Here is a 23956-nt window from a genome sequence, read left to right as displayed (position 1 = left end):
CAGCACGCAAACTGGCCCCATTTTTTCTCTAAGGCGTCGCTTTTTTGCCGAATGATCCTCTGTTTGGCCAATGGCCGGGTGCATTGTCCCCGTATTCAATCAGGTGTTGACATCGCCAGGCCAATCACGTATCAAATTAGGCAGACACCCAATTTAAGAGAAGCTGAACCCTTATGATCCGTACTCATCGTCTACTAGGCCTACTACTCAACGCATCTTGTTTGCGCGGTATGCCTGTGGACGAAGTTCGGAGCTGACTCAGCCGATCACCCATAAGAAACCCGCGCTACTGCGCGGGTTTTTTTTTGCCCGCTTAGCGTGAAATCAACACGATAAGGAATGCACCGATGAGCCAACAAGTCATTATTTTCGATACCACGCTGCGTGATGGCGAACAGGCGTTGCAGGCCAGCCTGAGCGTAAAAGAGAAGATTCAGATTGCGCTGGCGCTGGAAAGAATGGGCGTCGACGTGATGGAGGTCGGCTTCCCGGTCTCTTCGCCGGGCGACTTCGAGTCGGTGCAAACCATCGCGCGCCAGATCAAGAACAGCCGCGTCTGCGGCCTGGCCCGCTGTGTAGACAAAGACATCGACGTGGCCGCCGAAGCGCTGCGCGTCGCCGAAGCGTTCCGCATCCACGTATTCCTGGCCACCTCGACCCTGCACATTGAATCGAAACTGAAACGCTCGTTCGACGAAGTGTTGGAGATGGCGGTGCGCTCGGTCAAACGCGCCCGCAACTACACTGACGACGTAGAGTTCTCCTGTGAAGACGCCGGCCGCACGCCGATCGACAATCTGTGCCGCGTGGTCGAAGCCGCCATCAACGCCGGCGCCACCACCATCAATATTCCGGACACCGTCGGTTACACCACGCCGAACCAGTTCGGCGGCATCATCACCACCTTGTATGACCGCGTGCCGAACATCGACAAAGCCATCATCTCCGTGCACTGCCACGACGATTTGGGCATGGCGGTCGGCAACTCCATCGCCGCGGTCCAGGCCGGCGCCCGTCAGGTGGAAGGCACCCTGAACGGCATCGGTGAGCGCGCCGGCAACTGTTCGCTGGAAGAGGTGATCATGGCGATTAAGGTGCGCCAGGACATCATGAACGTGCACACCAACATCAATCATCAGGAAATCTTCCGCACCAGCCAGATCGTCAGCCAGCTGTGCAACATGCCGATCCCGGCCAACAAGGCGATCGTCGGCTCCAACGCCTTCGCCCACTCCTCCGGCATTCACCAGGACGGCGTGCTGAAGAACCGCGAAAACTACGAAATCATGACCCCGCAGTCGATCGGCCTGAAGGACGTGCAGTTGAACCTGACCTCCCGCTCCGGCCGGGCGGCGGTGAAACACCGCATGGAAGAGATGGGCTACCAGGAGCAGGACTACAACCTGGATACCCTGTACGCCGCCTTCCTGAAGCTTGCCGACAAGAAGGGCCAGGTGTTCGACTATGACCTGGAGGCGCTGGCCTTCATCAACAAACAGCAGGAAGAGCCGGAGCACTTCAGCCTGGGCTACTTCAGCGTGCAGTCCGGCAGCAGCATCATGGCCACCGCCTCGGTGAAACTGATCTGCGGCGGCGAAGAGAAAGCCGAGGCCGCCACCGGCAACGGCCCGGTCGATGCGGTTTATCAGGCAATCAATCGCATCACCGACTACCCGATCGAGCTGGTGAAATACCAGCTGACCGCCAAGGGCCATGGCCGCGACGCGCTGGGCCAGGTGGATATCGTGGTCTCTTACAACGGCCGCCGCTTCCACGGCGTGGGTCTGGCGACCGACATCGTCGAATCTTCCGCCAAGGCGATGGTGCACGTGTTGAACAATATTTGGCGCTCACAGCAGGTAGAAAAAGAAAAGCAGCGCCTGCAGCAAAACAAACATCAAAATAATCAGGAAACGGTGTGAACATGACGAAGACTTATCACATTGCCGTCTTGCCCGGAGACGGCATCGGCCCGGAAGTAATGGCTCAGGCGCGCAAAGTGTTGGACGCGGTGCGTCAACGCTTTGACATTCGCATCACCACTGCCGAATACGACGTCGGCGGCATCGCCATCGATCGCCACGGCAGCCCGCTGCCGCCGGCGACCGTCGCCGGCTGCGAGCAGGCCGACGCCATCCTGTTCGGATCGGTAGGCGGCCCGAAATGGGAACACCTGCCGCCGGCCGAGCAGCCGGAACGCGGCGCGCTGTTGCCGCTGCGCAAGCACTTCAAACTGTTCAGCAACCTGCGCCCGGCACGCCTGTATCAAGGGCTGGAAGCATTCTGCCCGCTGCGCGCCGACATCGCCGCCCGCGGCTTCGACATTCTGTGCGTGCGCGAACTGACCGGCGGCATCTACTTCGGCCAGCCGAAGGGCCGCGAAGGCCAGGGCATGCAGGAGCGCGCTTTCGATACCGAGGTGTATCACCGTTTCGAGATTGAACGCATCGCACGCATCGCCTTCGAATCCGCCCGCAAGCGCCGCCACAAGGTGACGTCGATCGACAAGGCCAACGTGCTGCAAAGCTCCATCCTGTGGCGTGAAGTGGTCAATCAGGTCGCCAAGGATTACCCGGACGTGTCGCTGTCGCACATGTATATCGACAACGCCACCATGCAGCTGATCAAGGATCCGTCCCAGTTCGACGTGCTGCTCTGCTCCAACCTGTTCGGCGACATTCTGTCCGACGAATGCGCGATGATCACCGGCTCGATGGGCATGTTGCCGTCCGCCAGCCTGAACGAGCAAGGCTTCGGCCTGTACGAACCGGCGGGCGGTTCCGCGCCGGATATTGCCGGCAAAGGTATCGCCAACCCGATTGCGCAGATCCTGTCCGCCACCCTGCTGCTGCGTTACAGCCTGGGCGCCGATGAAGCGGCCGACGCCGTGGAGCGCGCCATCAACCAGGCGTTGGAACAGGGCTACCGCACCGCCGATCTGGCCGGTGACGGCAAAGCCGTCAGCACCGATGAAATGGGCGACATCATCGCTCGCTTTGTAGCTCAGGGGGCATAACATGGCCAAGACCTTATACCAGAAGCTGTACGACGCCCACGTGGTGCACGAAGCGCCGAACGAAACGCCGTTGCTGTATATCGACCGTCACCTGGTGCACGAAGTCACTTCGCCGCAGGCGTTCGACGGCCTGCGCGCCATGGGCCGCAAGGTGCGCCAGCCCGGCAAAACCTTCGCCACCATGGATCACAACGTGTCGACCCAGACCAAAGACATCAACGCCAGCGGCGAGATGGCGCGCATCCAGATGCAGGAGCTGATCAAGAACTGCGCGGAATTCGGCGTTTCGCTGTATGACCTGAACCACCCGTTCCAGGGCATCGTGCACGTGATCGGGCCTGAGCAAGGCATGACGCTGCCGGGCATGACCATCGTTTGCGGCGACTCGCACACCGCCACCCACGGCGCTTTCGGCTCGCTGGCGTTCGGCATCGGCACCTCCGAAGTGGAACACGTGCTGGCGACCCAGACCCTGAAGCAGGGCCGCGCCAAGACCATGAAGATTGAGGTCACCGGCGACGCCGCCGAGGGCATTACCGCCAAAGACATCGTGCTGGCGGTGATCGGCAAAACCGGCAGCGCCGGCGGCACCGGCCACGTGGTGGAGTTCTGCGGCAAGGCGATCGAAGCGTTGAGCATGGAAGGCCGCATGACCCTGTGCAACATGGCGATCGAAATGGGCGCCAAGGCCGGGTTGGTCGCGCCGGACGACACCACCTTCGCCTACCTGAAGGGGCGTCAGTTCGCGCCAACCGGAGAAAACTGGGAGCAGGCGGTCGCCTATTGGCGCACGCTGAAGTCCGATGCCGACGCCCAATTCGATACCGTGGTGACGCTGCGCGCCGAAGAGATCGCGCCGCAGGTCACCTGGGGCACCAACCCCGGCCAGGTGATCGCCGTCAATCAGGCGATCCCGGCGCCGGAATCGTTCAGCGATCCGGTCGAGCGCGCCTCCGCGGAAAAAGCCTTGGCCTACATGGACTTGAAACCGGGCATCAAATTGACCGACGTGCCGATCGACAAAGTGTTCATCGGCTCCTGCACCAACTCGCGCATCGAAGATCTGCGCGCGGCGGCGGCGATCGCCAAGGGGCGCAAGGTCGCCAGCGGCGTGCAGGCCATCGTGGTGCCGGGCTCCGGCCCGGTGAAGGCCCAGGCGGAAGCCGAAGGGTTGGACAAAATCTTTATCGAAGCCGGTTTCGAATGGCGTTTGCCGGGCTGCTCGATGTGTCTGGCGATGAACAACGACCGCCTGAATCCGGGCGAGCGCTGCGCATCCACCAGCAACCGTAACTTCGAAGGGCGTCAGGGCCGCGGTGGGCGCACCCACCTGGTCAGCCCGGCGATGGCCGCCGCGGCCGCCGTTGCCGGTCACTTCGCCGACATCCGTGATATTCACTAAGGGGCTAACGTGGCTAAATTTACTCAACATACCGGCTTAGTGGTGCCTTTGGATGCGGCCAACGTCGACACCGACGCCATTATTCCCAAGCAGTTTTTACAGAAGGTCACCCGCACCGGCTTCGGCCAGCACCTGTTCAACGACTGGCGCTTCCTCGACGACGCCGGCCAGCAGCCGAACCCGGAATTCGTGCTGAACAAACCGCGCTATAAAGGCGCCAGCATCCTGTTGGCGCGCGAGAACTTCGGCTGCGGCTCCTCGCGCGAACACGCGCCCTGGGCGCTGACCGATTACGGATTCAAAGTGGTGATCGCGCCGAGCTTCGCCGATATCTTCTACGGCAACTCGTTCAATAACCAGCTGTTGCCGGTGACGCTGAGCGAACAGCAGGTGGATGAGCTGTTCAACCTGGTCGGCGCCAACGAAGGGACGGAGTTCGTGGTGGATCTGGAGAACCAGACGGTCAACGCCGGCGGAAAAAGCTATCCGTTCGAAATCGACGGCTTCCGCCGCCACTGCATGATCAACGGGCTGGACAGCATCGGCCTGACGCTGCAGCACGAAGCGGACATCTCCCGCTACGAAGCGCAGCAGCCGGCGTTTCTGAATTAATCCCCTTCACCCGCCGCCCGGCGGGTGAATATTTTCCTCACCAGTAGCCCAACAGCTTCCACCACGCCCCGCCGATCAGCATCCAAATCAGCAGGTTAACCACGCTCATCACCAGCCCCGCTTTCCACCATTCCCCCAGCGTCACGTAGCCGGAGCCGAAGATGATCGGCGCGGTGCCGGTGCCGTAATGCGTCAGCGACATCATCAGCGAGGAAGAGAACGCCAGGATCAGGCCCAGCAGCGCCGGCGGCGCGCCGAGCGCGATGCCGGCGGCGAAGAAGGCGGCGAACATCGCCGTCACGTGCGCGGTGGTACTGGCGAAGAAATAGTGCGAATACAAATAGATGAGGGTCAGCAAGATCGTGCCGCCCACCCAGCTCATGCCCATATGGTCGATGCCGTTGCCCACGGTTTGCGACAGCCAGCCGATCAGCCCCAGCTTGCCGAGGAAGCTGGCCATCATCACCAGCGCCGAGAACCATACCACGGTGTCCCAGGCACCTTTATGCTTGAGCACATCCTCCCAGCTCAGCACGCCGGTGGCCAACAGCACCGCCAGGCCGATCAGCGCCGCGGTGGTGGGATTGACCGCCAGCGCCGGGCCGAAGATCATCGCCGGAATGCCGGCCCACAGCACCAGCAACAGCGCGAACACCCCGAGGGTGATTTTCTCCGGCAGCGTCACTGGCCCCAGCGCCTGCAGTTTTTCGCGCGCGAAGCGCGGCGCGTCCGGGGTCCTCTTCACCTCCGGCGGATACAGCAGATAGATGACCAACGGCATCACGATCAGCGAGCACAGCCCCGGCACCAGCGCGGCGACTGCCCACATCGACCAGGACAGTTCGAAGCTGCCGTGGGTGCCTTTGGCAATCAGGCTGACGATCAGCGGGTTAGGCGCGGTGGCGGTGATAAACATCGCCGAAGTGACCGGGTTGATGTTGTAGTTCACCAGCGACAGATAGCGACCGATCTTACCGGAGGTATTGAGCTCGGGTTTGGAACCGAAGCTGTCGGCGATCGACTTCATGATCGGGTGAATGATCCCCCCGCCGCGTGCGGTGTTGCTCGGCGTCACCGGCGCCAGCGTGGTTTCCGCCAGCGTCAGCGCATAGGCGATGCCCAGCGTTTTTTTGCCGAACAGCGAAATAAAGTAATAGCCTATGCGCGCGCCCAGCCCGGTTTTATTCAGGCTGAGGGAGATCATGATCGAAAAGCCGATCAGCCAGATCAGCGGGTTGGAAAAGCCGCTGAGCGCGTCGTCCAGCGCGGCGCCCGGCTTGCCGGGATTGGTGACGCCGGTCACCGCCACCAGGGCGATGGCGATCACCGAGACTGCGCCGATCGGCATCGCCTTGCCGATGATGGCGATGATGGTGCCGATAAACAGCGCCAGCAGCTGCCAGGCATTAGGCGCGACGCCCTCCGGCACGGGAATGAGGAACCAGATAATCAGCGTGGCGGCAAAGGCGCACAGGGAAGGAAGCGGTTTGAGCGGTGTGAGTTTATCCATAACGTTCCCACTGTTCTAAACGACAAGGCGGCATCTCAATAGCGAGATGGGCGTGGGCGCAACGATCGCGCGCCATATGTCTTCAGCTTGGGCGTCCGGTTCAGCCTTCTCAATGACTTGCATCAAGAATGCCGTCGTTTGACCTCACACTTCACGCACTTTGGCGCTCATCCCGAGCGCCGCCAGCGCCAACAGCGCCGCCATCCAATACACCGAGCCATGACCGAAATTCTCCACCAGCGCGCCCTGCAGCACCCCGGCCAGGATCACCCCGGTAGAGATGCTGTTGGTGAACAGCGTGGTGGCGGCGCCCGGCCGGCCCGGCATCAAATCCTGAAAATAGAGCATGCCGATACCGGCGACGATGCCGATAAACACCGCGTTGAGCAACTGCAGCGCGATCAGGGCCGGCTTGCTCTCCAGCACCGTCAGCCCGAGATAAAACAGCACGCCCGCCGCCACCGCCAGCAGCATCATGTTGCGTTTGCCGAAGCGTTGGACGTAATAACCGGCCAACAGCATCGCCGGGATCTCCAACCCGGCGGCGGTGCCCATCAGCACCCCGGCCAGCCCCTCCGGCAGGCCGAGATCGGCGGTGATATACAGCGGCATATCGATGATGTACAAGGTATTGCAGGTCCACATCAGCATCGAGGCGATGAACAGCAGCCGCACATCGCGATTGCGCCAGGCGCTGGCGGGCGCAATCGGCGCGGAAGCGCCTTCCCGCAACCCTTCGCCATCCGCCGCGCGCGGCACCGAAGGCAGCATGAATCCTACCAGCAGCACGCAGACCGCGAAGGTGGCGGCGGCGATCAGGAACATCACGGTGAACCCGTAGCTGAGCGCCAGCGCAAACGACAGCGGCGGGCCGATCACCCAGGCCAGCGATAGCTGGGCGCGCATCACCGAGCTGAACATCACCACTTCACGCGCCTCGCTGTCGGCGTATTCCCGCGCCAGCGCGAAAATCTGCGGCATGGCGGTGTTGGCAACGGCGGACATCAGCACCCCGGCGGTGATCAGCGTCAGGTAGTCGCGGTTAAAGGCAAACAGCAGACAGTTGCCGACCGCCATCAGGCAGCACAGCAGGATCAGCCTGCGCCGATCGCCGCGGGTATCGGAGCGTTTGGCCAGCAGAAAACTGACGACGATGCCGGCCACCGCGTTGGCGGTGTAAAACAGCCCGACCCACAGCGGCCGCACCTTGACCTCGGTGGTCAGAAACAGGCTGAGCGTCGGCGTCAGCAACGCGCCGGCGATGCCAGAAAGAAAAGCAATCAGCAGGAATGCGGCAAAGATGGGATTGATGCGCTGTGACAACCGGCTCAGGCGTTGCATATCGTCTTCCCTGACCTCAAAGCAGAAAAAAGAACCTTAGGCCACGGCGAGAAAAATGCAAGCGCATTGCCATGACCACGCATAAAAAAACCAGTGGGTCGCCCCACTGGCTGGTGAAACAGCACCATTACTCAGAAATTGGTTGCCGGAGCCCCTACAGGTGCTCGCGATACTGCTTATCGGTCATCTCTTTGATGTCCCATTGCGTCAGGTGCGCCAGCATCGCCAGCCGCGCCTGCTCGGGCACCACGCTCAGCCAGTCTGCGCGCTGGCGGCGCACCGCGCTGAAATAGCGCTGGTAGAACTGTCTGGATAAGAAAGCTTTCATCATTACGCCCTCCCCCTTTCATTGATGAAAATTATCGGCGTAATATAGGGAAAGAAAAATTGACGAGTTGAGGCAGGAGCGTTCCTCTTTTATGTCCACGTCCCGATTGCAGCAGCAGTTCATCCGTCTGTGGCAACGTTGCCACGGTGAAACCACCGACACCACGCTGCAGGCGCTGGCGGAGGTGCTGAGCTGCTCGCGGCGCCACGTGCGCTCCCTGCTGAGCGCCATGCAGCGGGAGGGTTGGCTCACCTGGCAGGCGGAGTCAGGGCGCGGCAAGCGTTCGCGGTTAACCTTCCACTATACCGGTCTGGCGCTGCAGCAACAGCGGGCCGAGGAGCTGCTGGAACAGGACCGCATCGATCAGTTGGTGCAGCTGGTGGGCGACAAAAACGTGGTGCGCCAGATGCTGCTGTCGCAGCTGGGGCGCAGCTTCCGCCAGGGGAAACACATCCTGCGGGTGCTCTACTACCGGCAGCTGTACAACCTGCTGCCCGGCTCGGCGCTGCGGCGTTCGGAGACCCATTTGGCGCGTCAGATCTTCAACGGCCTGACGCGCATAAATGAGGAAAACGGGGAACTGGAGTCCGATCTGTCTCACCATTGGCAGGCGCTGACGCCGCTGCACTGGCGGTTTTACCTGCGCCCGGCGATCCATTTTCATCATGGCCGCGAGCTGGAGATGGCGGACGTCATCACTTCCCTCTCGCGTCTGACCTCGCAACCGCTGTTCTCGCATATCGAGAGCGTCACCTCGCCGACGCCGTTCGTTATCGACGTGCAGCTGCGCAGCCCCGACCACTGGCTGCCCTGGCTGCTGGGCAGCGTGCAGGCCATGATCCTGCCGCGCGAATGGCGCGAACTGCCGGATTTCGCCCGCCATCCGGTCGGCACCGGCCCCTACCGCATGGTGCGCAACCATCCCAGCCAGATGAAGATCCACGCCTTCGACGACTATTTTGGCTACCGGGCGCTGATCGACGAGGTGAACATCTGGGTGCTGCCGGAGTTTTCCGAAGAGCTGGTGCACTCCGGCGTGCAGCTGCAGGGCGATGAAACCGGCAACAGCGAGCTGGAAAGCCGGCTGGAAGAGGGTTGCTATTTCCTGCTGTTCGATCAGCGTTCTCCGCTGGCCGCCGACCCCGCCATTCGCAGTTGGCTGTGCGAATTGATCAACCCCATTTCGCTGCTGAGCCACGCCGGGCCGCTCTACCAGCGCTATTGGTCGCCGGCGTACGGCCTGCTGCCGCGCTGGCACCACAACCGCACGCTGGCGCAGCAGCCCAAGCCCGCGGGCCTGACCGAACTGACGATGACCCACTTCAATGAACATTCGGAGTTTCACGCCATTCGCCAGGCGATCGAACCGCTGCTGGCGCAGCACGGCATCCGCCTGATCGTGCAAAGCGTGGATTACGCCACCTGGCACCAGGGCGACGCGCGCAGCGATCTGTGGCTCGGCAGCGCCAACTTCTATCTGCCGCTGGAGTTTTCGCTGTTCGCCACGCTGTACGAACTGCCGCTGATGCAGCATTGCATGAACGAAGATCTGGCGCAGGACGCGGCGCTGTGGCGCGCCAACCGCTTGCCGCTGGCCGAGTTTTGCCAGCGTCTGGTCAGCAACCACCAGCTGCATCCGCTGTTCCACCACTGGCTGCAGCTGCACGGCCAGCGCAGCATGCGCGGCGTGCGGATGAACACCCTCGGCTGGTTCGACTTCAAGTCCGCCTGGTTTGCCCCGCCGGAGGCATAAGCGCCTTTCGCCCGGGTCGGTTAATCTTTACAATAGCGCCGTCTCAACGGGGTGCGGTAAGTCGGGCCGCATGATAAGCCCGATTTTCCGCTGAGAGCACACCCGTCGAACCTGATCCGGTCAATACCGGCGGAGGGATTTGAGCCCAGCGAACCGGCGACGCCGCCTCGCCCCCTCAGATGCCCTTGCCCCCTTATTTTTCAGGAGTGCAACGTGGTCAAAACATATCTGCCCTGCTTATTGCTGCTGTGTGCCGCGCCGGTGTTCGCCAAGCCGACGCTGACGGTTTACACCTACGATTCCTTCGCCGCCGACTGGGGCCCCGGCCCGGCGGTGAAAAAAGCCTTCGAAGCCGAGTGCGACTGTGAATTGAAGTTCGTCGCGCTGGAAGACGGCGTCTCGCTGCTGAACCGCCTGCGCATGGAAGGTAAGAACAGCGCCGCCGACGTGGTGCTGGGGCTGGACAACAACCTGTTGCAGGCGGCGCAGCAAACCGGCCTGTTCGCGCCGAGCGGCGTCGACACCGCCAAACTGACGGTGCCGGGCGGCTGGCAGGACGCGACCTTCGTGCCTTACGACTACGGTTACTTCGCGTTCGTCTACAACAAAGAAAAACTAAAGAACCCGCCGAAAAGCCTGCAGGAGCTGGTCAGCAGCGATCGCAACTGGAAAGTGATCTACGAAGATCCGCGCACCAGCACGCCGGGCCTCGGCCTGCTGCTGTGGATGCAAAAAGTGTATGGCGACAAGGCGCCGGCCGCCTGGCAGCAGTTGGCGAAGAAGACCGTCACCGTCACCAAAGGCTGGAGCGAAGCCTACGGCCTGTTCCTGAAAGGCGAAGGCGATCTGGTGCTCAGCTACACCACCTCTCCCGCCTATCACCTGATCGAAGAGAAAAAAGATCTCTACGCCGCCGCCACGTTCAGCGAAGGCCACTACCTGCAGGTGGAAGTGGCGGGCAAGCTGAAGGCCGCCAAACAGCCGGAGCTGGCGGAGCGCTTCATGCAGTTCATGGTGACGCCGGCGTTCCAGAACACCATCCCGACCGGCAACTGGATGTACCCGGTGATCAACACCCCACTGCCCGTCGGCTTTGAGCAGATGAACGTGCCGCAGACCGCGCTGCAATACAGCGCCGAAGAGGTGGCCAAACAACGTGGCGGCTGGATCCGGGCATGGCAAACCGCCGTCAGCCGCTGATCCCCCGCTGGCTCTGGCCGGGGCTGCTGGCCGCCGGCGTGATCCTGCTGGTCGCCGCGCTGGCAATGGGCTCGCTGTGGCGTCACGCGCCGGACAGCGACTGGCACGGCCTGTGGCAGGACAGCTACCTGTGGCACGTGGTGCGCTTCACCTTTTGGCAGGCGCTACTGTCGGCGCTGATTTCGGTGCTGCCCGCCGTTCTGCTGGCACGCGCGCTCTATCGCCGCCGTTTCCCCGGCCGTCAGCTGCTGCTGCGGCTGTGCGCCATGACGCTGGTGCTGCCGGTGCTGGTGGCGGTGTTCGGCCTGCTCAGCGTCTATGGGCGCCAGGGCTGGCTGGCGACGCTGTGCGGCTGGCTGGGCATCGAATATGGCTTCTCGCCCTACGGTCTGCAGGGCATTCTGCTGGCGCACCTGTTCTTTAACCTGCCGCTGGCCACCCGCCTGTTGCTGCAGGCGCTGGAGAATATCCCGGTGGAGCAGCGCCAGCTGGCCGCCCAGCTGGGCATGAATGGCTGGCAGCAGTTCCGCTTCGTCGAATGGCCGGCGCTGCGCCGCCAGATCCTGCCGAGCGGCGCGTTGATCTTCATGCTGTGCTTCGCCAGCTTCGCCACCGTGCTGTCGCTGGGCGGCGGGCCGCAGGCCACCACCATCGAACTGGCGATCTACCAGGCGCTGAGTTACGACTACGATCTGGGTCGCGCCGCCATGCTGGCGCTGATCCAGTTAAGCTGTTGTCTGGGGCTGGTGTTGCTCAGCCAGCGCCTGAGCCAGGCGCTGCCGGTGGGCCATACCCACGCCCAGCGCTGGCGCAACCCGGAAGACAGCCTGTGGCGGCGCGTCGGCGATTTTCTGCTGATCGCCGCCGCGCTGCTGCTGCTGCTGCCGCCTCTGCTGGCGGTGATCGCCGACGGCGCCAATCAGGCTATCGTCAGCGTGCTGCGCCAGCCGGTGCTGTGGCAGGCGCTGTTCACGTCGCTGCGCATCGCCCTCGGCGCCGGGCTACTGTGCGTGGCGCTCACGATGCTGCTGCTGTGGAGCAGCCGCGAGCTGAAGCTGCGGCAGCATCTGCGCGGCGGCCAGGCGCTGGAGCTGAGCGGCATGGTGATCCTGGCGATGCCGGGCATCGTGCTGGCCACCGGCTTCTTCCTGCTGCTGAGCGATACGATCGGGCTGCCGCAGTCACCCTATGCGCTGGTGATCCTCACCAATGCGCTGATGGCGGTGCCCTATGCGCTGAAGGTGTTGGAGAACCCGATGCGCGACCTCGCCGAACGTTACAACCCACTGTGCCTGTCGCTGGATATCCACGGCTGGCAACGGCTGCGGCTGATCGAACTGCGCGCGCTGCGCCGCCCGCTGGCGCAGGCGCTGGCCTTCGCCTGCGTGCTGTCGATCGGCGATTTCGGCGTGGTCGCCTTGTTTGGCAACGAGCATTTCCGTACCCTGCCTTTTTACCTGTATCAGCAGATTGGCGCCTACCGCAGCAACGACGGTGCGGTGACCGCGCTGCTGTTGCTGCTGTTGTGCTTCCTGTTGTTTACCCTGATCGAACGCTTACCGGGGCGCCATGCTGACGCTTGAAAAACTGACCTATCTGTACGAACACCTGCCGATGCGCTTTGATCTGCGCATCCAGCCGGGCGAGCGCGTCGCGGTGCTCGGCCCCAGCGGCGCCGGTAAAAGCACTCTGCTGAGCCTGATCGCCGGTTTTCTGCCGGCGGCCAGCGGCCGGCTGCTGCTGAGCGGCGAAGACCACACCGCCACACCGCCGGCCAAACGGCCGGTGTCGATGCTGTTTCAGGAGAACAACCTGTTCGCGCACCTGACGGTAGCGCAGAACATCGGGCTGGGGTTGGATCCCGGTCTGCGCTTGACTGAACAGCAGCGCCAACAGCGGGCGCATATCGCTCGTCAGGTCGGCCTGGAAGAGCACCTGGAGCGCCTGCCGTCGCAGCTTTCCGGCGGCCAGCGTCAGCGCGCCGCGCTGGCGCGCTGTTTGATTCGCCAACGGCCGATCCTGCTGCTCGACGAGCCCTTCTCGGCGCTCGATCCGGCGCTGCGCAACGAGATGCTGCAGCTGCTGCAGGCGGTGTGCGAACAGCGCAACCTGACGCTGCTGATGGTGTCGCACAACCTCGACGACGCCGCGCGCATCGCGCCGCGCACGCTGCTGGTGGTCGACGGCCGCATCTACTACGACGGCCCGACGCAGGCGCTGCTGGACGGCAGCGCGCCCGAAGCGCGCGTGCTGGGCATTTCGGGTAAAGCGTGATCTGACGCGCGTTTTTTATGCTGCGCCAATAAACCTGTTGTGCGAATTTTGCGCCTGTGTTTTTATAAAAACCTGACTCTTTTTACTGATGATAAGGTTCCCTGTGATCGCATCCTCGCTGACTTCGACCCTACTAGTTACCGCGCTACCAGCCGCGGTGGTCGTCGTGCGTGTGGTGGTGGTCGTCGGCAATGCGCCGTAGGGTACGAATCAACGCATCGATTCCCAAACCCCGCCGGCGCAAACCGGGCGGGGTTTCTTGTTTTAGCACCCTGCCCAGAAAAGCTCACCGGCCTTGAGAAAGGACAGGAACATGGCAACTTCGGGCACGCCTCAACCGGGCACCAGCTTCACCGGCGCACAATTGATCGTTCATCTGCTGGAGCGGCAGGGTATCACCACCGTCGCCGGCATCCCCGGCGGCGCCGCGCTGCCGCTGTATGACGCGCTGAGCCAAAGCACCCGCATTCACCACGTACTGGCGCGCCACGAACAGGGCGCGGGCTTTATGGCGCAGGGCATGGCGCGCGCCAACGGCAAAGCGGCGGTGTGCATCGCTTCCAGCGGGCCGGGCGCCACCAACCTGGTCACCGCCATCGCCGACGCCAAGCTCGACTCCATTCCGCTGGTGTGCATCACCGGTCAGGTACCCTCCTCGATGATCGGCACCGACGCCTTCCAGGAGGTGGACACCTACGGCATTTCCATCCCAATCACCAAGCACAACCATCTGGTGCGCGATATCCGCGAGCTGCCGCAGGTGATCGGCGACGCGTTCCGCATCGCCGAATCCGGCCGCCCCGGCCCGGTCTGGATCGATGTGCCGAAAGACGTGCAAACCGCCACCATCACCCTGGAAGAGCTGCCGCCAATCGCCGTGCCGGACGCCGCCCCAACCTTCGATCCGGCGCTGGTTGCGCAGGCCGCCGCGATGATCAACCAGGCGAAACGCCCGATCCTCTACCTGGGTGGCGGCATCATCTGCGCCGAGGCTCACCGGCAGGCGCTGGAACTGGCCGAACGCGCCGGTCTGCCCACCACTATGACGCTGATGGCGCTGGGGGCGATGCCGGTGGAACACCCGCTGTCGCTGGGCATGTTGGGCATGCACGCGGCGCGCAGCACCAACTTCATTCTGCAGGAGGCCGATCTGCTGATCGTGCTGGGCGCGCGCTTCGACGATCGGGCAATCGGCAAAACCGAGCAGTTCTGCCCTAACGCCGCCATCATTCACGTGGATATCGACCGCGCCGAGCTGGGCAAGGTCAAACAGGCCAACGTGGCGATCCATGCCGACGTCGGCCAGGTGCTGCAACAGCTGCTGCCGCAGATCGACACGCAGCCGCGCAGCGAATGGCTGAGCACCGTCAACGACCTGAAACGCGAGTTCCCGTTCAACATGACGAACGCCGACGATCCGCTGAGCCATTACGGCCTGGTGCTGGCCGCCGCGCGCTGCGTGGACGACAGCGCCATCATCACCACCGACGTGGGCCAGCATCAGATGTGGGTGGCGCAGGCCTACCCGCTGAGCCGGCCGCGCCAGTGGCTGACGTCGGGCGGCCTGGGCACCATGGGCTTCGGTCTGCCGGCGGCGATCGGCGCGGCGCTGGCAGAGCCCGAACGTAAAGTGCTGTGCTTCTCCGGCGACGGCAGCCTGATGATGAACATTCAGGAAATGGCCACCGCGGTCGAACACGATCTGGACGTGAAAATCATTTTGATGAACAACCAGGCGCTGGGGCTGGTGCACCAGCAGCAAACCCTGTTCTACCAACAGCGCATCTTCGCCGCCGCCTATCCGAAGCGCACCGACTTCCTGAAGATCGCCGCCGGATTCGGGCTGGATACCTGCGATTTGAACGCCGCGGAAGATCCGCAGGCGGCGCTGGCCGAAGCGATCCAACGCCCGGGGCCCTGCCTGATCCACGCGCTGATCGATATCAACGAAAAAGTGTTCCCGATGGTGCCGCCGGGCGCCGCCAACATCGACATGATTGGAGAATAAGCCATGCTGCAACCACAAGATAAACCCCAGGTGATCCTGGAGCTGGCCGTGCGCAACCATCCCGGCGTCATGTCGCACGTTTGCGGGCTGTTCGCTCGCCGCGCGTTCAACGTCGAAGGCATTCTGTGTCTGCCGCTGAAGGACGGCCAGCAGAGCCGCATTTGGCTATTGGTCGCCGACGATCAGCGGCTGGAGCAAATGATCAGCCAGGTGGAAAAGCTGGAAGACGTGCTGCAGGTGAAGCGCCACAGCGAAGACGTGCGGGTATTTGAACAGCTGGAAGCGTTCTTCCAGTAATACGAAGGGGGCTTACGCCCCCGCAATCATTGCCCGGACAGCACCTGCCACAGCAGGTGCCGATACACCGGCATCAAGGGCTGCTGGCTCAGCAGATAACCGACCGCCAGCGCCGCCAGCCAGCTCAATCCGCAAACCACGCGTAGCCGCAGCGGCGTCAGCCAACGGCTCAGCCGATCGGCGCTGCGCTTATCCTCACGCCACCAGCGCCAGCTCAGCCACACAGCCAGCCAGATCGTGAGCGCCGCGGCGAGCAGCAGCCACTTGAACATCGCGCTGTTGGCGCCGGCGGGAATGTCGATCGCCACGCCCGCCAGGATACCGGGGAAGAAATAGACCGGCGGCCAGGTCAGGCAACCGATGATGTTCGGCAAGGCAAACTTGTACGGCGGCAGATCGAGCATGCCGGCCACCATCGGCACCAGCGGGCGCGTCGGGCCAACGAAGCGGCCGATCAGAATGGTCGCCATGCTGTGCTGGTGCAAGGCGTGTTCGGTTTTGTCGAGCAGCGCTTTGTTCTTCTTCAGGAACGACCAGCGGTGCAAGGGCCCTTTGAAGGCGCGGCCGACGAAATAGGAGATCCAGTCGCCGAGCAGGCAGCCGACGATCCCCGCCGCCCAGGCGTAGTAGAAGTCCACCTTGCCGCTGCCGATCAGCGCGCCGATGCTGGCCATCATCACCGTGCCGGGCAGCAGCAGCCCCACCAGCGCCAGCGACTCGAGAAAAGCGACCAGCAGGACGACCATCAGGGTGAAAGCCAGCGACTGGGTGATCAAATCTTGTAAATAGGCTTCCATTACACCTCTGCGGATTATTCGGCCAAACGGGGCCGAGGATTTTCCAGCGCCGCCGCTGGCGAGTCAATCGATGAATTGTATGCGTATTTGGCAGCGCCGAACGCCGATGGACAATGACTGTATAAAAACACATACTATAATTTATCTATATTAGCGCCAAAACCGACATCTCGCTGAATGTCGCGCACGCCGCCCGGCGGAAGACGAAGGGGTTATGACAGCACTGCAACAGGGTTTCCTGCTCACTCGCCACTGGCGCGACACGCCCGCCGGCACCGAGGTCGAATTTTGGCTGGCGACCGACGCGGGCCCGCGTCAGCTGCGCTTGCCGCCGCAAACCTCGGTGGCGTTTATCCCCGCCGAACAAAAGCCGCGCGCGGAACTGCTGCTGCGCGAAGAGCGGCAGGTGGAACTGAAACCGCTGGCACTGACGGATTTTCATCACCGCCCGATGCTGGGGCTGTACTGTCGCCAGCACCGTCAGCTCATCAAGCTGGAAAAACTGCTGCGGGAAGGCGGCGTTACGGTCTACGAGGCCGACATTCGCCCGCCCGAACGCTATCTGATGGAGCGCTTCATCACCGCGCCGGTGTGGTTCAACGGCCAGGCCAACGGCGGCGGGCCGTTGCTCAATGGCCAGATGAAGCCGGCGCCGGACTACCGCCCGACGCTCAGGCTGGTGTCGCTGGATATCGAAACCACCGCCCACGGCGAGCTTTACTCCATCGCGCTGGAAGGCTGCGGCCAGCGGCAGGTCTACATGCTGGGGCCGGCCAACGGCGGCGATGCGCCGCTGGATTTCGATCTGGAATACTGCGCCAGCCGCCCCCAACTGCTGGAACGACTCAACGCGTGGCTGGAGCGCCACGATCCCGACGCCATCATCGGCTGGAACCTGGTGCAGTTCGATCTGCGGGTGCTGCAAAAGCACGCCGAACGCTACCAGATCCCGCTGCGGCTGGGGCGCGGCGGCAACCTGTTGGAGTGGCGCGAGCACGGCTTCAAGCAGAACCACTTTTTCGCCGCCGCCGCCGGCCGCCTGATCATCGACGGCATCGAAGCGCTGAAGTCCGCCACCTGGAATTTTCCCTCCTTCAGCCTGGAATACGTTTCGCAGGAACTGCTGGGTGAAGGCAAGGCGATCGACAACCCTTATCAACGCATGGCGGAGATCGACCGGCGCTTCGCCGAAGACAAGCCGGCGCTGGCCCGCTACAACCTGAAGGACTGCGAGCTGGTGACGCGCATCTTCGCCAAAGCCGATCTGCTCAACTTCCTGCTGGAACGCGCCACCGTCACCGGGCTGGCGGCCGATCGCAGCGGCGGATCGGTGGCGGCCTTCAGCCACCTTTATATGCCGCGCATGCACCGCCTGGGCTTTGTCGCCCCCAACCTCGGCGAACAGCCGGAGGAACACAGCCCCGGCGGCTTCGTGATGGACTCCCGGCCCGGCCTGTACGATTCGGTGCTGGTGCTGGACTATAAAAGCCTGTACCCGTCGATCATCCGCACCTTCCTGATCGATCCGGTCGGGCTGGTGGAAGGCATGCGCCACCCAAACGACGCCGATTCGGTGCCCGGCTTTCGCAACGCCCGCTTCTCGCGCAGCAAACACTGCCTGCCGGCGATCGTCGAGCAGATCTGGCAAGGGCGCGAGGCCGCCAAGCGCCAACACAACAAGCCCCTGTCGCAGGCGCTGAAGATCATCATGAACGCGCTGTACGGCGTGCTGGGATCGAGCGGCTGCCGCTTCTTCGATCCGCGGCTGGCGTCGTCGATCACCCTGCGCGGCCACGAGATCATGCGTCAAACCCGCGAGCTGATCGAAGCCGAAGGTTATCAGGTGATTTACGGCGATACCGACTCCACCTTCGTGTGGCTGAAACAGCCGCATGACGAGCAGCAGGCGGCGCAGATCGGCCGGGCGCTGGTGCAGCGGGTCAACGCCTGGTGGCAGCAGCATCTGCAGCAGCAGTTCGGGCTGGAGAACGCGCTGGAGCTGGAGTTCGAAACCCACTATTCCCGCTTCCTGATGCCGACCATTCGCGGCGCCGAACAGGGCAGCAAGAAGCGCTACGCCGGCCTGATCGCGCGCGGCGGCGGCGAGGAAGAGATGGTGTACAAAGGTCTGGAAACGGTGCGCACCGACTGGACGCCGCTGGCGCAGCAGTTCCAGCAGCAGCTCTATCAGCGCATCTTCAAACGGCAACCCTACCAGGACTATGTGCGCGACTATGTCGGCAAAACCCTGAACGGCGACTTCGACGATCAGCTGGTGTACCGCAAGCGCCTGCGCAGGAAACTCGACGACTATCAGCGCAACGTGCCGCCGCACGCCCGCGCCGCTCGCATCGCCGACGACTACAACCGCAGCCAGGGGCGGCCGCTGCAGTATCAGAACGGCGGCTGGATCAGCTACGTGATGACCGTCGCCGGGCCGGAACCGCTGGAAACGCGCCATTCGCCCATCGACTATCAGCATTACCTCGAACGCCAGCTGCAACCGGTGGCAGACGCTATACTCCCTTTCTTGCACGACGATTTCACCACGCTGGTCACCGGGCAGATGGGGCTGTTTTGAGATTGCGCCAGGTTAAGAAAAATCATCCGGTTTTGCAGGTGACGAACGCGCCGCCTTCCATTACCATAGCGCCCTTCCCAAAACTGAACCACGCTTAGCCCTGCCGTCTCGCGACGTCTGCATGGCGTGAATGGCTATTGCCCGTCAAATTTAAAACAAACCGGGATAGCAGACGTTCAGTACAGGTGCCGCGGCCCTTCCCGCCCGGTAACAAGACTTACTTACAAAGAATCGAGCCGACAATATATGCCTTTTACTCTTGGTCAACGCTGGATCAGCGACACGGAAAGCGAATTAGGACTGGGCACCGTCGTGGCGCTGGACGCGCGCATGATTACCCTGCTTTTCCCCGCCACCGGTGAAAACCGCCTCTATGCCAGAAACGATTCGCCGATCACCCGCGTGATGTTCAACCCGGGCGATACCGTCAGCAGCCACGAAGGATGGCAGCTGCAGGTGGAAGAGGTGAAAGAGGAAAACGGTCTGTTGACCTATATCGGCACCCGCCAGGACACCCAGGAGAGCGGTGTGGCGATGCGCGAAGTCCTGCTGGACAGCAAGCTGACCTTCAGCAAGCCGCAGGATCGCCTGTTCGCCGGCCAAATTGACCGCATGGACCGTTTCGCGCTGCGTTTTCGCGCGCGCAAGTACCAGAGCGAGCAGTATCGCCTGCCGTTCGCCGGCCTGCGCGGCATGCGCGCCAGCCTGATCCCGCACCAGCTGCACATCGCCCATGAAGTCGGCCAGCGCCATGCGCCGCGCGTGCTGCTGGCGGACGAAGTCGGCCTCGGCAAAACCATCGAAGCCGGCATGATCATCCACCAGCAGCTGCTGGCGGGCCGCGCCGAGCGCGTGCTGATCGTGGTGCCGGAAACGTTGCAGCACCAGTGGCTGGTGGAGATGATGCGCCGCTTCAACCTCTACTTCTCGCTGTTCGACGACAGCCGCTACGCCGAAGCCAAGCTCGACAGCAGCAACCCGTTCGAAACCGAACAGCTGGTGATCTGCTCGCTGGACTTCGTGCGCCGCAACAAGCAGCGCCTGGAAGAGCTGGCGGACGCCCAGTGGGATCTGCTGGTGGTCGACGAAGCGCACCACCTGGCCTGGAGCGAAGAAGCGCCGAGCCGTGAATATCAGGTGATCGAGCAGTTGGCCGAGCATATCCCCGGCGTGCTGCTGCTGACCGCCACCCCGGAACAGCTGGGCCAACAGAGCCACTTCGCGCGCCTGCGCCTGCTCGATCCAAACCGTTTCCACGACTACGGCGAGTTCGTCGCCGAGCAGCAGAAATACCGCCCGGTGGCCGACGCCGTCACCCTGCTGCTGAGCGGTAAACGCCTGGCCGACGACAAATTGAACCTGTTGGGCGAGCTGATCGACGAGCAGGACATCGAACCGCTGCTCAAAGCCGCCAACAGCGAAGGCGACAACGCCGAGCAGGCGCGCCAGGAGCTGGTTTCCATGCTGATGGATCGCCACGGCACCAGCCGCGTGCTGTTCCGTAACACCCGCAACGGCGTGAAGGGCTTCCCGCACCGCAACCTGCACCAGATCAAGCTGCCGTTGCCGACCCAGTATCAGACTGCGATCAAAGTGTCCGGCATCATGGGCGCCAAGAAGTCCGTCGAAGCGCGCGCGCGCGACATGCTGTACCCGGAGCAGATCTACCAGGAATTCGAGGGCGAAAACGCCACCTGGTGGAACTTCGACCCGCGCGTCGAGTGGCTGCTGGACTACCTGCTGGCCAACCGCAACGAAAAAGTGCTGGTGATCTGCGCCAAGGCCGACACCGCGCTGCAGCTGGAGCAGGTGCTGCGCGAGCGTGAAGCGATCCGCGCCGCGGTGTTCCACGAAGGGCTGTCGATCATCGAGCGCGACCGCGCCGCCGCCTACTTCGCCTCCGAAGAGGAAGGCGCGCAGGTGCTGCTGTGTTCCGAGATCGGCTCCGAAGGCCGCAACTTCCAGTTCGCCAGCCAGCTGGTGATGTTCGATCTGCCGTTCAACCCGGATCTGCTGGAGCAGCGTATCGGCCGTCTGGACCGTATCGGCCAGATGCACGATATCCAAATCATGGTGCCTTACCTGGAGCACACCGCGCAGGCGGTGCTGGGCCGCTGGTTCCACGAGGGGCTGGATGCCTTCGAACACACCTGCCCGACCGGCCGCACCATCTACGACAGCTGCTACGAGCAGTTGATCGGCTATCTGGCCGCGCCGACCGAACAGGAAGGCTTTGACGAATTCATCCACGCCTGCCGCCAGCAGCACGATCAATTGAAAGCGCAGCTGGAACAGGGCCGCGACCGCCTGCTGGAGATGCACTCCAACGGCGGCGACAAGGCCCAGGCGCTGGCCGCCGCCATCGCCGAGCAGGATAACGACGTCAATCTGGTGGGCTTCGCGCTCAACCTGTTCGACATCGTCGGCATCAACCAGGAAGACCGCAGCGACAACCTGATCGTGCTGACGCCGTCCGACCATATGCTGGTGCCGGACTTCCCGGGCCTGCCGCAGGACGGCTGCACCGTCACCTTCGATCGCGATCGGGCGCTGTCGCGCGAAGACGCGCAGTTCGTCAGTTGGGAACACCCGATCATCCGCAATGGCCTGGATCTGATCCTGTCCGGCGATACCGGCAGCTGCGCGGTGTCCCTGTTGAAAAACAAAGCGTTGCCGGTCGGCACCCTGTTGGTTGAGCTGGTGTACGTGGTGGAGGCTCAGGCGCCGAAGCACCTGCAGCTGACCCGCTTCCTGCCGCCGACGCCGATCCGCATGCTGATGGATCGCAAGGGCACCAATCTGGCGGCGCAGGTCGAGTTCGAAAGCTTCAACCGCCAACTGAACGCGGTCAACCGCCACACCTCCAGCAAGCTGGTCAACGCCGTGCAGCAAGATGTGCACGCCATGCTGCAGCAGGCGGAAAGCCTGGTGGAAGCACAGGCGCGCACGCTTATCGAACAGGCGAAGCAAGAGGCGGACGACAAGCTGAGCGCCGAGCTGGCGCGTCTGGAAGCGCTGAAGGCGGTCAACCCGAACATCCGCGACGACGAAGTCGAAGCGCTGGAGTTCAACCGCCGTCAGGTGCTGGCCAACCTCAATGAAGCCGGCTGGCGTCTCGACGCCATTCGTCTGGTGGTGGTCACCCACCAGTAACCGGTGCGACGCGGGGCGGCAACCGCCTCCCCGTTCGGCCCTTTTCGCGGAGCCAAGATGGAACCCTACAATCCCCCGCAGGACCCGCTGCACATCCTGTATCAGGATGAACACATCATGGTGGTCAACAAGCCCAGCGGCTTGCTGTCGGTGCCCGGCCGCGCGCCGGAAAACAAAGACAGCCTGATGACCCGCATTCAGGCCGATCATCCGGCCGCTGAATCGGTGCACCGGCTGGATATGGCCACCAGCGGGGTGATCGTGGTGGCGCTCAACAAGGCCGCCGAGCGCGAGCTGAAGCGTCAGTTCCGCGAACGCGAACCGAAGAAATCCTATATCGCCCGCGTTTGGGGGCATATGGCGCATGACGAAGGGTTGGTGGACTTGCCGCTGATCTGCGACTGGCCGAACCGGCCGCTGCAAAAGGTGTGTTTTGACACCGGCAAAGCGGCGCAAACGGAATATCAGGTGCTGTCGCGCGACGCCGACGGCAGCACGCGCGTAAAGCTGACGCCGATCACCGGCCGCTCGCACCAGCTGCGGGTGCACATGCTAGTGCTGGGGCATCCGATCCTCGGCGACGGTTTCTACGCCCCGCCGGAGGCCAAGGCGATGGCGCCGCGGCTGCAGCTGCATGCGCAAGAGCTGCGCATCACCCACCCCGCCTTCCAGACGCCGATGCACTTTCGCGCCGAACCGGATTTCTGAGGCTAATCTCAGGGATACCCTAAATAATTCGAGTTGCAGGAAGGCGGCAACTAAGCGCTGCCCCGGGAGCGTACAAAAAGTACGTAACCGGGGTAAGCGCAGGCAGCCAACACACCTGCAGCTCGAAGTATGACGGGTATCGTTATTTGAAGCCTTTCTCGCGTTTGATCAGATCGTACGCCGCCTGAATTTCCTGCGCTTTCTGCTTGGCCATTTCCATCATCTGCGGCGGCAAGCCCTTCGCCACCAGCTTATCCGGATGGTGTTCGCTCATCAATTTGCGGTAGGCGCGTTTGATAGTGGCGGCATCGTCGCTGCTGCGCACGCCGAGCACCTTGCACGCATCGTCGAGCGTCGGGCCGCGCTGAGCCTGCTGATAGCCGCCCTGCGAATACCCACCCTGCTGACCGCCGCCGAACTGACGCCCGCCCTCCATCATGCTGAGAAACTGATCGAACTGCGCATGCGAAATGCCCAGCTCTTCGGCGATGACATACAGCACCTGGCGTTCATTTGGGTGCAGCGAGCCGTCGGCGAACGCCGCCTGAATCTGAATTTCCAGAAACATCCGAATCAAATCGAAGCGGCCAAAACAGATGCTGCGGAACTGCTGCAGCGTCTCACGCAGCGGGAACTGGCTCTGTTTCCCCTCGCGGAACGCCTGCTGCGCCGCGGTGCGCGCTTCGCCGTGCAGCTGCAGGCGATCCATGAACAGGCTGGCGATCTGGATATCTGCCTCGGTAACGCGTCCTTTGGATTTGGTCAGGTGGCCCATCACCTGAAAAGTGGTGCGGAAAAACAGCGTTTGCCGCGTTTGCTGGTCGGTGAAGAAACCCCGGCTGCGCTTATTGCTGCGCGCCGTATCGATCATATGACCGATAATCAGCCCCAGAACTACACCCCAGAATCCCGCGCCAGACCAAATGGCGACGATGACGCCGAGCAGTTTTCCCCAATACTGCATATACTCCTCAAT

19 protein-coding genes and 1 riboswitch are annotated in these 23956 nt (G+C 62.8%); of the genes, 14 read left to right on the top strand and 5 right to left on the bottom strand.

The window, feature by feature from the left end:
- Window positions 1-347: 347 nt before the first annotated feature.
- Genes leuA through leuD form a run of 4 tightly spaced genes read left to right on the top strand, consistent with a single transcriptional unit; the run spans window position 348 to window position 5030 of the window.
- A complete protein-coding gene (gene leuA / locus ACK3CV_RS04050) occupies window positions 348-1922 on the top strand; it encodes a 2-isopropylmalate synthase (RefSeq protein ID WP_004932820.1) in 1575 nt (524 codons plus the stop codon).
- A 2-nt stretch (window positions 1923-1924) separates the two neighbouring features.
- The gene (leuB, locus tag ACK3CV_RS04045) at window positions 1925-3016 is read left to right on the top strand and encodes a 3-isopropylmalate dehydrogenase (protein WP_033649192.1); all 1092 of its coding nucleotides are present in this window, start codon (window positions 1925-1927) and stop codon (window positions 3014-3016) included.
- 1 nt (window position 3017) lies between these two features.
- Window positions 3018-4418: a 3-isopropylmalate dehydratase large subunit gene (gene leuC, locus ACK3CV_RS04040; protein ID WP_033637093.1), complete on the top strand. Its 1401-nt coding sequence runs from the start codon at window positions 3018-3020 to the stop codon at window positions 4416-4418.
- A gap of 9 nt (window positions 4419-4427) precedes the next feature.
- On the top strand, window positions 4428-5030 hold the full coding sequence (gene leuD, locus ACK3CV_RS04035) for a 3-isopropylmalate dehydratase small subunit (RefSeq protein WP_164039406.1): 603 nt from the start codon (window positions 4428-4430) through the stop codon (window positions 5028-5030).
- 37 nt (window positions 5031-5067) lie between these two features.
- On the opposite strand, the gene ACK3CV_RS04030 is transcribed toward leuD, so the two are convergent.
- The 3 genes from ACK3CV_RS04030 to sgrT all read right to left on the bottom strand — a co-directional run bounded on the left by ACK3CV_RS04030 (window position 5068) and on the right by sgrT (window position 8212).
- Window positions 5068-6540, bottom strand: coding sequence for a DASS family sodium-coupled anion symporter (locus ACK3CV_RS04030; RefSeq protein WP_164039403.1), 1473 nt, complete (start codon window positions 6538-6540; stop codon window positions 5068-5070).
- Window positions 6541-6684: 144 nt separating this feature from the next.
- Window positions 6685-7881, bottom strand: coding sequence for a sugar efflux transporter (locus ACK3CV_RS04025; RefSeq protein WP_033652907.1), 1197 nt, complete (start codon window positions 7879-7881; stop codon window positions 6685-6687).
- 154 nt (window positions 7882-8035) lie between these two features.
- Window positions 8036-8212 (bottom strand): glucose uptake inhibitor SgrT, encoded by a 177-nt coding sequence (sgrT, locus tag ACK3CV_RS04020; protein WP_170310358.1) that lies wholly within the window; start codon window positions 8210-8212, stop codon window positions 8036-8038.
- Window positions 8213-8300: 88 nt separating this feature from the next.
- Between sgrT and sgrR the strand changes: the two genes are divergently transcribed.
- The 7 genes from sgrR to ilvN all read left to right on the top strand — a co-directional run bounded on the left by sgrR (window position 8301) and on the right by ilvN (window position 15741).
- Window positions 8301-9962, top strand: coding sequence for an HTH-type transcriptional regulator SgrR (sgrR, locus tag ACK3CV_RS04015; RefSeq protein WP_060440783.1), 1662 nt, complete (start codon window positions 8301-8303; stop codon window positions 9960-9962).
- 37 nt (window positions 9963-9999) lie between these two features.
- Window positions 10000-10118: riboswitch (TPP riboswitch) on the top strand.
- A gap of 57 nt (window positions 10119-10175) precedes the next feature.
- Entirely contained in the window at window positions 10176-11162 is a 987-nt protein-coding gene (thiB, locus tag ACK3CV_RS04010) for a thiamine ABC transporter substrate binding subunit (RefSeq protein WP_033637088.1), read from the top strand.
- Entirely contained in the window at window positions 11138-12745 is a 1608-nt protein-coding gene (gene thiP / locus ACK3CV_RS04005; protein WP_164141309.1) for a thiamine/thiamine pyrophosphate ABC transporter permease ThiP, read from the top strand. Before thiB ends, thiP begins: the two co-directional genes overlap by 25 nt.
- Window positions 12732-13436, top strand: coding sequence for a thiamine ABC transporter ATP-binding protein ThiQ (gene thiQ, locus ACK3CV_RS04000; RefSeq protein WP_164141307.1), 705 nt, complete (start codon window positions 12732-12734; stop codon window positions 13434-13436). Before thiP ends, thiQ begins: the two co-directional genes overlap by 14 nt.
- 88 nt (window positions 13437-13524) lie before the next feature.
- Complete coding sequence (gene ivbL, locus ACK3CV_RS03995; protein ID WP_154747116.1) at window positions 13525-13638, top strand: ilvB operon leader peptide IvbL; 114 nt, start codon at window positions 13525-13527, stop codon at window positions 13636-13638.
- Window positions 13639-13749: 111 nt separating this feature from the next.
- Window positions 13750-15444: an acetolactate synthase large subunit gene (gene ilvB / locus ACK3CV_RS03990; RefSeq protein WP_164141305.1), complete on the top strand. Its 1695-nt coding sequence runs from the start codon at window positions 13750-13752 to the stop codon at window positions 15442-15444.
- A gap of 3 nt (window positions 15445-15447) precedes the next feature.
- A complete protein-coding gene (ilvN, locus tag ACK3CV_RS03985; protein WP_016929110.1) occupies window positions 15448-15741 on the top strand; it encodes an acetolactate synthase small subunit in 294 nt (97 codons plus the stop codon).
- A gap of 26 nt (window positions 15742-15767) precedes the next feature.
- Here the strand turns inward: ilvN and ACK3CV_RS03980 are convergent, their stop codons facing one another.
- Window positions 15768-16538 carry a DedA family protein gene (locus ACK3CV_RS03980; protein ID WP_033637083.1) on the bottom strand — a complete coding sequence of 257 codons (771 nt, stop codon included), beginning with the start codon at window positions 16536-16538 and terminating at the stop codon, window positions 15768-15770.
- Window positions 16539-16752: 214 nt separating this feature from the next.
- Between ACK3CV_RS03980 and ACK3CV_RS03975 the strand changes: the two genes are divergently transcribed.
- The 3 genes from ACK3CV_RS03975 to rluA all read left to right on the top strand — a co-directional run bounded on the left by ACK3CV_RS03975 (window position 16753) and on the right by rluA (window position 22980).
- Window positions 16753-19119: a DNA polymerase II gene (locus ACK3CV_RS03975; RefSeq protein ID WP_060427220.1), complete on the top strand. Its 2367-nt coding sequence runs from the start codon at window positions 16753-16755 to the stop codon at window positions 19117-19119.
- A gap of 246 nt (window positions 19120-19365) precedes the next feature.
- Window positions 19366-22272 (top strand): RNA polymerase-associated protein RapA, encoded by a 2907-nt coding sequence (rapA, locus tag ACK3CV_RS03970; protein WP_033637081.1) that lies wholly within the window; start codon window positions 19366-19368, stop codon window positions 22270-22272.
- Between the two features lie 57 nt (window positions 22273-22329).
- Complete coding sequence (gene rluA, locus ACK3CV_RS03965; RefSeq protein WP_164039397.1) at window positions 22330-22980, top strand: bifunctional tRNA pseudouridine(32) synthase/23S rRNA pseudouridine(746) synthase RluA; 651 nt, start codon at window positions 22330-22332, stop codon at window positions 22978-22980.
- A 142-nt stretch (window positions 22981-23122) separates the two neighbouring features.
- Here the strand turns inward: rluA and djlA are convergent, their stop codons facing one another.
- Window positions 23123-23944, bottom strand: coding sequence for a co-chaperone DjlA (gene djlA, locus ACK3CV_RS03960; protein ID WP_033637079.1), 822 nt, complete (start codon window positions 23942-23944; stop codon window positions 23123-23125).
- Window positions 23945-23956 lie beyond the last annotated feature (12 nt).

It is taken from the genome of Serratia sp. TSO36, assembly GCF_057808395.1.
The sequence above is the reverse complement of the archived record's forward strand: the minus strand, read 5'-3'. Positions and strand labels throughout refer to the sequence as shown.